This is a genomic window from Bacteroides sp. OM08-11 (assembly GCF_003438665.1).
Classification (GTDB): domain Bacteria; phylum Bacteroidota; class Bacteroidia; order Bacteroidales; family Bacteroidaceae; genus Bacteroides; species Bacteroides cutis.
Map to the genome: position 1 here is coordinate 124,052 of NZ_QSTJ01000001.1, position 14,144 is coordinate 138,195.

Genomic DNA, 14,144 nt, shown 5'->3' on the forward strand with positions numbered 1-14,144 from the left:
AGATTATAGTTTCACTGTTCGCTGCTTACCGTCATACTTAACTACAATACCTTTCACATCCAAGTCAAACGGCTGCGATCGGTTCTTATCCACCTTCACGATATTGAACGAACGTTCTTTCAGCATACCTGGAAATTCACCGGTACGGTCACCGATAGTCAAAACACCTTCGGCATCATTATATATAAACGATATGGTAGCATATGCTCCTTCCTCATAGTTATAATTTACCCCTTCATCCTCATACAAGGTAAATGAGCCATCCTTGCCTCCGTAAACATACAAAGTAATCTCCGAAGCCGGTTTCTCATTATTGTATTGCATATCCGGACCGTAAGGAATAATAGCTCCCTCACGTATATAGAGCGGGATACGTTCGTAAGGCGCATCCACCGTCAGCCTTTGCCTGCCATCAATGTATTTACCGGAATAGAAATCATACCAACCATTACCGGCAGGGAAATACATTTCACGGCTGCGTGCTCCATATTCATAAACCGGAGCTACCATAATAGCAGGACCAAACATGAACTGGTCACCAATATTATTGACATTCACATCAGCAGTAAAATCCATCACCAACGGGCGCATAATCGTATAATCATTAAAGTACGTCATACCTGCCAATGAGTAGATATATGACATCAGACGATAACGTAACTTCGTGTAATAAACGATAGAATTATAACAAGGATGTCCCTCAGGAGCTATATTCCAAACTTCACGATAAGGATACTGGCCATGGGCACGATACAACGGACAGAAGGCTCCGAACTGATACCAACGTGTGTTCAATTCTCTCCACTCCCTATAGTCGGCATTTTCGCGACCGGTCTCGTTAAACTCACGTTGCCCGTCTTCATAGCGTTTTTCTACACAAAAGCCACCGATGTCCATTGTCCAGTAAGGAATGCCGCTGACTGCAAAGTTCAGTCCTGCGGAAATCTGTGCTTTCATATCTTCCCAACGGGTAGCAATATCTCCACTCCAAGTTGCGGTAGAATAACGTTGTAATCCTGCGAACCCCGAACGGGTAAGCAGAAATACACGTTTATCGTTATCCACACTGCGTTGTCCGTCATAAATAGCTTCGGCATTCATCAAAGCGTATGCATTGAAATACTGGGCGGAAGGACCGAGAGCTGTAGGGCCGCAAAGGTCTTTACGATATTCAATATCCGTACAGTCACGTATATTTGGTTCGCTGGCATCCATCCACCAGGCATCAATACCCAATGGATAAAGATGTTCTTCCATTTGTTTCCAAAAAAGTTTACGTGCTCCCTCGGCATATGCATCGTAGAAAGAACCGATGTAACCGAGACCAATCCAGTCGCGAATGCTATCCTTGACAGCCTGCTGATACATCCAACCGTTTTGGTCGAATTCTTTATAATGTTCCGTACTTGCATAAAACTTGGGCCATACGGAAATCATAATCTGCGCATTCATCGCATGGATAGAATCTACCATTGCTTTCGGATCCGGGAAACGGGCTTTATCAAACTCATGACTACCCCACGCATCCTGCGGCCAATAACTCCAGTCGAGTACGATATTATCAATAGGTATCTGCCGCCGGCGGAATTCTTTCAAAGCATCCAAAACTTCATCCTGCGTTTTGTACCGTTCACGACTTTGCCAATAACCCATCGCCCATTTCGGCATGATTGGGGACTTACCGGTTAAGGTGCGGTAACCGCTGATGACCTCATCCATATTATCACCGTAAATAAAGTAATAATCTATTTCATTCTGCATTTCGCCCCACCACGCCAGTTTATTCTGTTCTTCGGCCGGAACCGGACTCAATACACGAAGTCCACAGTAAGACACATATCCGTCGGGGATCCATTCTATTTTCAAAGGAACCCGTTTACCGGCTTCCAAGTTAACGGCAAATTTATAACTATTCGGGTTCCAGGCTGTACGCCAACGTTCGGGAACCACCAATTCATCATTGATATATACCTTCATATATCCGGCATAGTAAAGAATAAAACGGAATATTCCGCTCTCTGACGGTTCTATCTCGCCTTCATACGTCACTTGTGACCCCATGAGCGGGAAATCTTCCGGTAAATTCACTACATTATTCAGATGTGTCTCACGATCCAAATGTTCAAAGTAGAGAGAGTCTTCTCTGCGTACCACAGTTTCCGCATCGCTCCGAGAAGAAGGAATATACGTACCTGTCAAGGCACCCTCTTTTCCTTCTTTATCATAGAGTTTGAATACACTGCCCAGTTGCGAATAGTCGCGTGGGTCACCGAAACGGCAAAGTGAATAGCTGTCCCACAGCAGACCATAGTTTTTATTGGAAACAATGAAAGGCACGGAAACCTTCGTATTATATTGAAACAGTTCCTCGTTCTTTCCTTTATAGTTGAACTCATCCGCCTGGTGCTGTCCCAGTCCATAGAATGCTTCATCATCGGCAGACTGGAATACCTGACGAACCGTATATGCTTTCGTTCCATCCACCTCGATTGGAGTAAAGCTTCTTCCCAGCCGATCCTCCTCCAAAATCTGACTTCCGTCAGCGTCTGTAAAACAGACCTCTCCCGTCACCTTAGACACGGTGGCAGATAACTGCGAGGTTTTCACCGTAACGGCATCGTTATGGTCTTCTACGTTGAAGTCTACTTCATTTTCCTGAGGAATAACTATCAGGCTCTTTTCTTTCGAGAAATTCTTTTCCGGAGTAGCAGATACATGAATCAGTTTCTCGCCCATTACTTCCAGACGCACTTTCCGCACATCAGTAGACTGTTGTTGTTTCACTTCTACAATTATACCTTTATCGGTTTTCTCATAGCCACTATCGGCACATGCCGTAAGAAACCATCCGGCAAGTAAACAAATTAAAGTGCTTTCCAATTTCATATTATTGTTTTTAAAGTTATTTTCCCGTCGTAAAAGTACACAATATACCCAATAAGCAAGCCCTTCCGATGTTGAGACGAAAGGGCTTTTTTGATTTATAAAAAGACAATATGTTTCTTTTATGGGTATCTTTTGTTATTTACCTTCCTTTTCCTGAAAAACAGAGGGTAAAACGCCAAATTCTTCCTTGAAATATTTCGTAAAATACTTGGGGTTGTTGAAGCCTACATTATACGCTATCTCCGATACATTCAACTGGCTCTCCCGCAGGAATTGCATCGCCCGCTTTAACCGGATAATTCGTATAAATTCCGTAGGTGTCTTACCTGTAATCTGCAACAGCTTTTTATAGAGTTGAACACGACTCATCCCCAACTCACGACTTAAAATCTCTACCGATAAGTCCGGGTGAGATATATTATCTTCTACATACTTGATAGCTTTTGCCACCAATTGTTCATCCAACGAGGTAATCACAATCTCGCTCGGTTCCGGTTCTATATGAGTACGTGACTTATTTTTCTTACTTAAATCTATCAGCTTACGCATACGCAGTACCAACACCTCCACATTAAATGGCTTCGTGACATAATCATCCGCACCGATAGTCAGTCCTTCCACCTTGTCCTCCACCGCCTGTTTAGCTGTCAGTAAGATGAACGGAATACCCGAAGTACGCTTGTCCGACTTCACCCAACGACAAAGTTCATTTCCATCCATCTCAGGCATCATCACATCACTGACGATAATATCCGGCATCAAATCCGGTATTATTTGCCATGCTTCCCGACCGTTAGCGGCAGATTTCACACGGAAATACAGACTGAGAGCATCTTTCATAAAGATAATAAGATCTTCGTTATCATCCACAATCAGTGCCAAAGGTTTTTCTTTTTCGGCCTCCGCCAGAACATCTTCCCGGATTTGTCCCGAAGGTACCCCCTCCTCTGTTTCGGAAAACACAGTAGTCAGCGAAGACAGACTATTAGTATCCTGAACCACCTCTTTATGTTGTACAGGAATATCCACAACAAATACACTACCTGTACCGACATTATCAAACACCCGTACCGTACCTCCATGAAGGGTTACAAAATCACGTACCAGACTCAGGCCGATACCACTGCCCGTCGACTGATTATGTTCTCCCTCCTGTTCTATTTGGTAGAAACGTTCGAAGATGCGCTCCTTATTTACATCACTGATACCAATACCCGTATCGGAAACCTTTATTTCCAGCATTTCAGGAGTTTCTTTCAGGACATCAATCGATACATCCACACGTCCGCCCTCCGGCGTAAACTTGAAAGCATTGGACAATAAGTTCATTACCACTTTTCCCAACTTATCCTCATCGAAAGCCATATTCAGATAGTCTACGGCAGAAAAGAAAGTGAGATGTACGTTCTTCTTCTCCGAAAGCATAAGGAAAGAACTACAAATATTACGGACATAAGCCACAACATCCCCTTCCGAAAGGCTTAGATGCAGACCTGCCATCTCATTTTTACGAAAGTCAAGCAATTGATTTACCAAAGTCAACAACCGCAATGCATTACGGTGCATCAGTCTTAGTTTTTCCAATCGTTTTTCATCCATAGTTTCTTTAATAATACCCTCCAACGGTGAAATAATCAACGTCAACGGTGTACGTAATTCGTGGCTGACATTGGTAAAGAAACGGAATTTCATTTGGTTGACTTCCTCGTTCTTCTTGGCATCCTGTTCCATCTGGCGTATTTTGAATTTATTACGCTCTCTGCGCTGTATGGCATAGAGCGACAGGCATACTATGCCGATAAATAAAAGGACATAGCATGTGTATGCCCATGGAGTCATCCAGAAAGGCGGCAAAATCACAATCTTCAAACTTGCCTCTTCCGTCCCGGCATACCCATCGCTATTGGTAGCCTTTACTTTCAATGTATAAGTGCCGGGAGCCAGATTGGTATAAGTCACCCGGTGCATATTCGCAGTTTCCTCCAACCAGTCTTCATTAAAACCTTCGAGCTTATAAAAATACCGGGTCTTGTCCGGTAATACATAATTATCCGAGGCAAACAGAACCGTAAATACATTCTGTTTATAGTCCAATATTATTTCTTGAACATGGTTCAATGTTCCCGGCAAGATAATCCGTCCGTCACATTCTTCACCTACCTCCACCTCTCTATTGAACAGTTGGAAACCGGTAAACATTACTTTGGGTAAAGTATGGTTATACTTGATATTATCGGGATTGAAGCGGTTCAAACCATACAAACCACCTACCACAATCTCTCCCGTATGTAACCGTTTAAGCGAACGTTGATTGAAGTCACAACTTTGCAGTCCGTCCTTATCGTTATAGGTATAACAGCGGAAAGTGAGTTGTCCCGATTTTGCATCGGCAGACGGTACGACATTAATCAGTTCCCCACCCGTACTGACCCACATGCTTCTATTATCATCTTCCGTAAGCCCCAGTATAAACAGTCTAGAAAAATCCGGTTTGATAGGTACTTCGTAAATTTCATCCTGTTTCGGATCATATACATTGAGTCCCTCACGCGTAGCTACCCAAAGCAGACCGCGACTATCTTCATAGACTTGGCTTATATTCTGATTGGAAAACCGTTCCTTCCCCGACTTTGTTCCCGTAAAGTTGGTTATCTTCCTCGTATTCAAATCCATGATAGCCATACCTGCCGAGGTTCCGATAATCAGCGTATGATTACGCCCCACACAAATGGAAGAGATATAATCAGATACCAAATCAGAGTTACCTGTATAATACGTTTCAAAATTACCGGTTGTAGGGTGCAGGCATTGTATACCTCCCCCCAGTGTACCAATCCAGATATGGCCTTCGGCATCTTCCGCCAAAGCCCAAACATTATCATAAACCAGCGTATTTTCTTCTCCATGCCCTTTACCTGCACGATAATGAATAAAGCGATTACCATCGTAACAGTTCAATCCACCCCAAAAGGTCCCTATCCATAATTTACCGTCACTACCTTGCAACAGACAAACAACCACATTACTGGAAATAGAGTTTGTATCGGCCATATGCGAAAAGACTTTCCGCTCTCCCGTCTCCATATTCCAACGCACCAACCCCGTATCGTTGGTTCCCAACCAAACAATATTATTTTTACCGTCTTCCACACAGTTGACGTCTCCCACATTGACGTTACCGAATTTAAAGGCACTCTCGTTATAGAATGAAACACCTTTCTTATAAGTACCCACCCACATTGTACCTGAAGCATCTTCATAGAGCGCCGTAATCGTATTATTGGATAAGGTACGGTCATTACCGGCATCATTCACCAATTTTAGGTGAACGGCATCCTCATCAATCACTTCAATGCCATCCTGATCTCGTCCCACCCATATCCGTCCGTTTTTATCCTGCGCCAAAGCCCGCACGGCATCGTAAGTATCTCCTCTGATGGAACGTGACTCCCAAACCTTTCCTGAAAGGCTATAAATCCACATTCCTTCTATACTGTATATCCATACCCGCTCGTTACGGTCCACGAAAAAAGTAAAAACAATGTTCCGGCCATTACCCCATTCTTCCGCAATATCCTCGTTCATCCATTTAGGTTCCAGTTTCTCATTGTCAATACAAGCTATCACACCGTTCACATTAACCAGCAAGATACCTTCACTACATTCAATGATATCGGTAATTTCTGTCGACAGGAACTTCTTATCAGCTATTTTTACGATTTCAGCATCCTTATCACCCATTTTATACCGATAGACACCCTTGCCCATCACATATATCCAGAAGTCTTTCTCCTTATCGATATAAATAAGAGTAGGTCTTCCCACAATGCCAATATTCCACATCCACGTTTCCACATCACGGTTGAAATCATCCGAAACACTGTTATAGATGGCATAACCCGCTCCTGTTTCCAACCAAAGGTTTCCTGCCGCATCTTCCTGTATTTTCTCTATATAGCTGTCCGGCAAGGACTTCTCATCATCTTGCCTACTACGATAGACTTTAATACTATAACCGTCATACCGGTTCAGCCCCGAAGCTGTACCAAACCACATAAAACCGTTGGAATCTTTGTAAATGGAATTAACCTGATTATTGGAAAGTCCGTCTTTTACTTCCAGATGTTTGAACATATAGTCGTGGGCTGCAACAGGTAAGTACAGCACCATGACCCATAGGATGAATATTTGTATTCTCTTCATAATATCAGATATAGGAACAATTCTATTCTCTTGCAAATGAAGCAAAAAGCAGGCGGATAAGCAAGAGATGATGTTATTTTTAGTATCATTCAATACCGGATATTTACTATCCGGGGGACGAAATGAGGGAGCACCTCCATCACGGATATACCCCCCCGAACCAATCAAAAAAAAACCTGTATTAACAATCTATAATCCTTAGATAACTTATGATGAAACCTTTATTGAACTAATACCATTATCTTCAAATCAATAAGGGTACGTACCCGCAGCAGCTCCTTTCATAATGCCATCAATGGCATAAACTTCTCTCGCTTTGCCGGTACTACGGTTTATATCTCCATTTGTTTCCCAGTAAAAAGGCACAATACCATGATTTTTCGCTTCACGAGTAATGATCTCATTCCAATAGGCACGACTCTGATTATGTTTCTCCTGATTTTCGGCGACCGTACGTTTCATCGCACTGTATTCGCCGATAATCACCGGATAACCTTTATCTACAAAGTGGATCTTCAGCAGTTGGAACTGCTCTTTCACATACTCTTCTTCTCCCCAGATAGGATTATGCTCCGATCCACTTACGCGATTCGGTTCACCCCAATACCAGAATGTTTTACCCCAACTCTCATCTTTCTCCATCAAACAGAAATTATAGGGATCGTAGAAATGAACTTCCAGCATCAGGCGATTAGGGACGTCATCTGTAGGCATTGAAAAACCGTATCCATCATTACAAGTATCTGATATTCTTGTAGCAGGTCCTTGCACAATAAGGCAGCGTGATGCGTTATTTCCACCTGTGGCACGTACGGCATCCACAAATGTCTGCTCATATTTCATAATAGTCTCTACGGAAGCCGCTTTAAACCCTGTCCCGTTACTGGTTTCATTCATTCCCGGCTCGTTACATCCTGCAAAAAGCAGATGCTCATCATGCTCTTTGAATTTAGTGGCAATCTGTGTCCATAACGCCTTTTGCTTTGCATTGATTACTTCACTGTAACCACCAAGAATATTATCTTCGAGCCAACCGCCATCCCAGTGGATATTGATAATGGCATACATGTCATTCAAGATACAAAGATTTACCGCCTCAGCCACTTTATCGAGCCATTCCGCATCTATCTGATAAGTAGATACATCTGCATGAGAACTCCATGCACAAGGGATGCGGACTGCATTGAAACCGAGTTTTTTCAACCCATTGATATAAGCCGCCGAAACGGTTGCATTGTTACCCCAGTCTTGACCTTTGGGTACTTCCAAAGTATTACCTATATTAATACCAGCATACATCTTGGCAGCTAATACCTTAGCATCACTGTTCATCCCGATATCAGGAAGTGGACCTGGTTCCGGATCAGGTGTCGGTTCCAAGAGAGCAACTTCTTGGACAACATTGATTGTCCCTATCTTTGTATCATTCACTTTTACCATAATAGAAGCCGTGCGTTCCGTCGCATCAGGATTAGCATCCAACTTTACTTGATAGGAAGCAATTCCATGGGCAGTTGTATTTTTATAGGTTACAGTACACCAATCCTTATCAGAAGTCACTTCTAATGTTACATTAGTTTGTATACTCAATATCTGCATACCCTCTGTTCCGGCAAAAGTCATTCCGGAGCTTAATACTGTATCGGGAATTTTAACTACCGGTTCCACCTGTTCATCGTCACTGGAACACGCCGCAACTAATAAGAAAAAAGAGAAAGCTATAAATGTCAGACAGGCATTGGACTTTTTAATGATATTCTTCATGTTTTTACGTATTATGCTTTAACGGTTAATCTCACTGAAGGCAAAGGTAACGGAAAACCCACACACCAGATCGATGATATGTTACCCGGAAGGGTATCATTTGTTACCGGTATGGGATAAATGGTTATTATTAAGGGATACCTCCACCAAACTACTTGCCAATCCCTCCGAAATGCCCTATATTTGTGAGAAAAGAAGTTATCCTTTCATCTGATAAACTATTAAAAACACAATGTACATTATGAGAAAGATGATGTTATTTCTCGGACTGGTAATCAGCCTATCCGTTTTCTCTCAAAGCCAACAAGGTTTTCAAAACCCTGTAATTCCCGGATTTCATCCTGACCCGAGCGTTTGCCGTGCAGGTGATGATTTCTATTTGGTTAACAGCAGTTTTCAATATTTCCCCGGCGTACCGCTGTTTCATAGCAAAGATCTCATCCATTGGGAACAGATAGGACATTGCCTGACTCGTCCTTCGCAATTAAAACTTGATGGCGCCAGTGCATGGGGTGGCATCTATGCCCCCACTATCCGGTATAATGACGGCATGTTCTATATGATTACCACCAATGTTTCGGATAAAGGTAATTTCATTGTTCATACCACCGACCCGCATGGCGAATGGTCTGAACCCGTCTGGCTGAAACAAGAAGGTATCGACCCTTCGCTTTATTTTGAGAATGATAAATGTTATCTGGTCAGTAATCCCGACATAGGCATCTGGTTAAGTGAGATCAACCCGATGACGGGAGAACAGTTGACGCCATCCAAACGTATCTGGAACGGTACAGGCGGACGCCATCCCGAAGGACCACATATCTACAAGAAAGATGGCTGGTATTATCTGCTGATATCGGAAGGCGGAACGGAATACGGGCACAAAGTCACCATTGCCCGAAGCCGTAACATCGAAGGCCCTTACGACAGTAATCCCGCAAATCCCATCCTAACGCATATCAACAAAAATGCGCAAAGCAACCCGATACAAGGCACCGGACATGCCGATCTTGTGCAAGCTCCCGACGGAAGTTGGTGGATGGTATGTCTCGCTTTCCGCCCGCAAAGCGGTATGCATCATCTTTTGGGACGTGAAACTTTCCTCGCCCCGGTATGTTGGGAAACAAATGCCTGGCCTGTAGTAAACGGTGATGGAACAATCAAGTTACAAATGGATGTGCCTACCCTGCCTCAACAACCTTTTACGACCCAACCTGTACGTACTAATTTCAAAAACGGGAAATTAAGTCCTGAATGGATATATATCCGTAACTATCATCCTGAGAACTACACGTTCACTTCAGACAAACTCCGGCTGAAAGCTACCCCTGTAAGCTTGAATGCCAATGATGACAGCCCCACTTTCATAGGTCGCCGACAAGAGGATATCAACTTCATCGCCACCACTTCCGTACAATTACAGAAAGCTATCGAAGGTGATGAAGCCGGACTCACCGTTTATATGTTCGAACCATCGCATTACGACCTCTTTGTGAAACAACTACCGGACGGCAAGCAAGCCGTATCCCTACGTTATCAACTAAATATACTTACCCACACCGAGAAAGAGATTATTCTTCCTCAAGGTAAAGAGGTACAACTCCGTGTAAAAGGAAACAATGAGCTTTATATCTTTGAATATGCCACAGACGGAAAAAACTTCCGAGAATTGGGAAAGATAAATACCCGTTACATCAGTACAGAAACAGCAGGTGGTTTCACAGGTATCTTGTTGGGGTTGTATGCCGTGGCGGGTGATACGACATCAAAGGGAACTGCCGACTTCAGGTATTTTGATTATGAAAAGGTGAAAGAATAACAGATATCCCAACCAATAAAACAAAGCGAAGAATTCTTTCCCGATATTCCACGGAAAAAGAGTTCTTCGCTTCAAAACAGGAAGTTTTACTTCTTCTTATTATATTCTCATTTATTATTCGCTAATTCCACCGTAAATACATAAGCCGGAATTGTATTGTCCTGCTGCCTTACTGACTCTGGCAACGTAATCTTCACGCCCTTCTTATCCTGTTTCCACTGTATCCGTGACTCGCACCCTAATAAAGACAACGCTTTCGCAGGATATTTAGTCTTTTGCAAAGTTTTTACGAATACTTCAATCACATATAATGTCTGCCCCTTTTGGGTGAAGCGGATATCCTGTACCAGATTTTGAGGTGTATCATCATACACGGCATCTATTTGCTTACCTGCAAACTCAGCTGATACCCGATAACTTTTTTCATTATTGTCTTCACTGTAAACCTCCCAGGATTGTCATCCATTCTGCAGCACATCTTCTTTCTCGGGAGCGGTGGGTTCCGGCCGTCTTTCAGGAGCAAACGGATCGAAATAGTAAATGTCTTTGGTATCGAGCCAACGCAGGAAAGAGGGCAATCGTCGCATAAACCGACTATAATCTTTGCGTACACCAGGTGTCCAAGCAGCTTCGGCAAGGGCAATGAGACGCGGGAAGACCATAAAGTCCAAACGTTTTACATCAGCAACACGTTCAGTCCAAAGAGAGAATTGCATACCCATAATTTGTTTTTCATATCCTTTAAGCAGATGTTCTATCGGTTGCGGGAAAGAGAAGACATCGACAATCGGATTATATCCGTCCCAGTAGCGTCCAACTGAGTGTGTGGAATATTGCACAAAATCGCCATACATAGGGCGACGAGGAGTCATTATGACACGATAGCCCGCCTCCAATGCCTTCAATAATTGATGACGACGATCGTGACGCCACCACATTACTACAGCTTTGTCTGGCGACACACCGGCATCTACAATTTCGTCCCAGCCAATCATGATTTTACCTTTAGAAGCTACAATATCTGCTACACGGCGCACAAAATATTGCTCCAACCCAGTTTCATTCAACAATTGTTTGTCTTTGATAAATTGCTGTATCTGTGGATCGGTAAACCAACTCTGATTACCGAAATGTACTTCATCACCACCAATATGAATGTAAGGAGAAGGAAACAAGGTGATAAGTTCATCCAGCACGTCACTGATGAAACGAAAGGTTTCTTCTTTACAGGGATGAAAAGTAAAACCTTTCCACCGACCTTCACCGCCACCGGATAACTCTGGATAAGCACGGCAAACAGCAGCAGCATGTCCGGGCATATCAAATTCCGGTACTACCATTATATGACGTGCGGCAGCATAGGTAACCACCTCTCTAATATCTTCCTGTGTGTAGAAAGTTGCAGGTGCTTCCGGATCGTGCCAGTTGCCTTTTGCACCAATCTTCGTCAATAACGGATATTTCTTGATTTCAATACGCCAACCCGGCTCATCCGTCAGATGCCAATGAAAAACATTCAGACGGAGAGAAGACATAACATCGAGCAATTGTTTGACTTTCTCTTTTCCAAAGAAATGGCGGCTTTCATCAAGCATAAATCCACGCCAACTATAACGAGGTTCATCATTAATGACACAAGCCTTCGCAATACCTTTTCCTGAGCGCAAGAGTTGTTTTAAAGTTTCCTCCGCACGAAATGCCCCGGTAGAAGTAGCAGACTGAATAAAGACTGAATCGGAAGTGATCTCCAAACGATAAGCCTCATCGGTATTGGTTGTACAACTCGATGTTATGCGTTGCACGACTCTTCCAGGAAGAATATTTTGCATTTCAAATGCTTTATTTTCAGCAGGAGTCAATGTAAACTGTCCTTTTGCCGGACGATATTGTGCCGGTTCAGGAATTATATTTTGTGCAAAGGTAAGCACAGGCAGAAAAAGAACTACTGCCAACAGATGAGTTCTAATAATTTTCATGATATCTGTGTTTTTTTATTTAATCAAAGATCTTTTAGATTTCTATTTCAAAGGAAGAGTTTCTTCTTGTTCCTTCTTTATATCAGTCTGAAACTTTTTTATCAACTTACAGTATTTATTTTCACCAGCGACATTCTTATTCTCTTCCGGATCATTCCGATGATCGAATAACATTTCGCTTACAATATTCTGTGAACTATCATACCACTGCGCATAACTATAGTCCGATGTAACTAAATTTACCCCTTTTCCCCATTGTATAAAGGCATGATCGCGATGTTTCTTTTTCGGATCTTTCAAAGTAGGCAAAAAACTTCGACCTTGCAAATGCCCGGGTTGAGAAATGCCACAAGCTTCGCATAAAGAGGGATAAATATCTACAAACTCCACTATACTACTACTGCTTCCATGCATACCACCCGGATAACTTACCATGAAAGGAGCATGCGTAGCTTGATTAAACAAAGTATGTTTACCCCAAAAATCATGCTCGCCCAAATGCCAACCATGATCGCCCAAAAGAACGACAATGGTATTGTCTGTCAAATTCAAACGTTTTAGTTCATTGAGTACAATACCTATTTGCGTATCTATAAAGCTAACACAAGCATAATAAGCATGGCGGGCTTCACGATGGAAACCCTCATCAGAAGTATTACCAACATGAGTATACTGAAAAATCTCACGGGAATTCTGGACCTGTTCCGGTAAGTTTTCGGAACGATAACGGTTATCTGCTATCTTTATATCTTCACGTTCATATAAATCCCAATACTTTTGGGGAGCAATGAAAGGTAAATGAGGTTTCCGGAAACCTACTGCCAGAAAAAAAGGCTGCTTTTTTTCTTTTAATCTGCCCAGTTCGGCTACAGCTTTCCTGGCAATTTTGTTGTCTTCATAACAGCTATCGGGCACATCCGCCCCTTCGCAATAGGGACCTCTATGACTTTGGGGATGCAGTTCTTCTTCAGGAATCTCATTTTTCCACACATGCCACTTGTTGTACAGCGCCCAGTCTCCACTGGCAGGACTTACAATCCAGGGAAATTCACTCCAACTGTCTGTACGGTCATTAAAGTGATGAAACACTTTACCCACGGACATTGTATAGTATCCGGCATTCTTAAAAGCTTGCGGAAGAGTAATAACACCCGGTAAATCTTTTTGTGACCAAGTTTCGGCATCCACAAAACGTTTTTGGGTTATATCCGGATAAACTCCGGTAAGCAGACTAGAACGGGAAGCTCCACTGACAGGCACATTACAATAGGCATTCTGAAAAATAACCGATTGAGCTGCCAATCCATCTATGAAGGGTGTAATAGCTGCTTCGCTACCATAGCATCCCAGTTCAGGACGCAAATCGTCCACTATGATAAATAATACATTCTTCTTTTCCTGTGCTTGTACAAAAGAAACATACAGGAAAGAAGTAGAAAGTAATACAGTTCTGACTGACAAGTGCTTAAAGACAAAAGATTCTAACATCATATTAA

7 protein-coding genes are annotated in these 14,144 nt (G+C 42.8%); 1 reads left to right on the forward strand and 6 read right to left on the reverse strand.

From position 1 onward, the window contains the following. Positions 1 to 3: 3 nt before the first annotated feature. From DXC10_RS00545 to DXC10_RS00555, 3 genes are all read right to left on the reverse strand, one after another. On the reverse strand, positions 4 to 2,886 hold the full coding sequence (locus DXC10_RS00545; protein ID WP_117737164.1) for a TIM-barrel domain-containing protein: 2,883 nt from the start codon (positions 2,884 to 2,886) through the stop codon (positions 4 to 6). 135 nt (positions 2,887 to 3,021) lie between these two features. Further along, positions 3,022 to 7,089 (reverse strand): hybrid sensor histidine kinase/response regulator transcription factor, encoded by a 4,068-nt coding sequence (locus tag DXC10_RS00550; RefSeq protein ID WP_101542400.1) that lies wholly within the window; start codon positions 7,087 to 7,089, stop codon positions 3,022 to 3,024. A 249-nt stretch (positions 7,090 to 7,338) separates the two neighbouring features. After that, on the reverse strand, positions 7,339 to 8,853 hold the full coding sequence (locus DXC10_RS00555) for a cellulase family glycosylhydrolase (protein WP_117737165.1): 1,515 nt from the start codon (positions 8,851 to 8,853) through the stop codon (positions 7,339 to 7,341). 241 nt (positions 8,854 to 9,094) lie between these two features. On the opposite strand from DXC10_RS00555, the gene DXC10_RS00560 reads away from it, so the two are divergent. Next, positions 9,095 to 10,672, forward strand: a complete 1,578-nt coding sequence (locus tag DXC10_RS00560) for a glycoside hydrolase family 43 protein (protein ID WP_101542401.1) — start codon at positions 9,095 to 9,097, stop codon at positions 10,670 to 10,672. A gap of 107 nt (positions 10,673 to 10,779) precedes the next feature. Here the strand turns inward: DXC10_RS00560 and DXC10_RS00565 are convergent, their stop codons facing one another. From DXC10_RS00565 to DXC10_RS00575, 3 genes are all read right to left on the reverse strand, one after another. Continuing rightward, positions 10,780 to 11,046 (reverse strand): alpha-L-fucosidase C-terminal domain-containing protein, encoded by a 267-nt coding sequence (locus DXC10_RS00565; RefSeq protein ID WP_117737166.1) that lies wholly within the window; start codon positions 11,044 to 11,046, stop codon positions 10,780 to 10,782. 84 nt (positions 11,047 to 11,130) lie between these two features. Further along, the gene (locus tag DXC10_RS00570) at positions 11,131 to 12,648 is read right to left on the reverse strand and encodes a beta-N-acetylhexosaminidase (protein ID WP_101541813.1); all 1,518 of its coding nucleotides are present in this window, start codon (positions 12,646 to 12,648) and stop codon (positions 11,131 to 11,133) included. A 42-nt stretch (positions 12,649 to 12,690) separates the two neighbouring features. After that, positions 12,691 to 14,139, reverse strand: a complete 1,449-nt coding sequence (locus DXC10_RS00575) for a sulfatase (protein ID WP_101541814.1) — start codon at positions 14,137 to 14,139, stop codon at positions 12,691 to 12,693. Positions 14,140 to 14,144 lie beyond the last annotated feature (5 nt).

Excerpts from the sequence above, each read along its gene's own strand:
- DXC10_RS00545 (WP_117737164.1), bottom strand. The coding sequence starts at position 2,886 with ATGAAATTGGAAAGCACTTTAATTTGTTTACTTGCCGGATGGTTTCTT.
- DXC10_RS00550 (WP_101542400.1), bottom strand. The coding sequence starts at position 7,089 with ATGAAGAGAATACAAATATTCATCCTATGGGTCATGGTGCTGTACTTA.
- DXC10_RS00555 (WP_117737165.1), bottom strand. The coding sequence starts at position 8,853 with ATGAAGAATATCATTAAAAAGTCCAATGCCTGTCTGACATTTATAGCT.
- DXC10_RS00560 (WP_101542401.1), top strand. The coding sequence starts at position 9,095 with ATGAGAAAGATGATGTTATTTCTCGGACTGGTAATCAGCCTATCCGTT.
- DXC10_RS00570 (WP_101541813.1), bottom strand. The coding sequence starts at position 12,648 with ATGAAAATTATTAGAACTCATCTGTTGGCAGTAGTTCTTTTTCTGCCT.
- DXC10_RS00575 (WP_101541814.1), bottom strand. The coding sequence starts at position 14,139 with ATGATGTTAGAATCTTTTGTCTTTAAGCACTTGTCAGTCAGAACTGTA.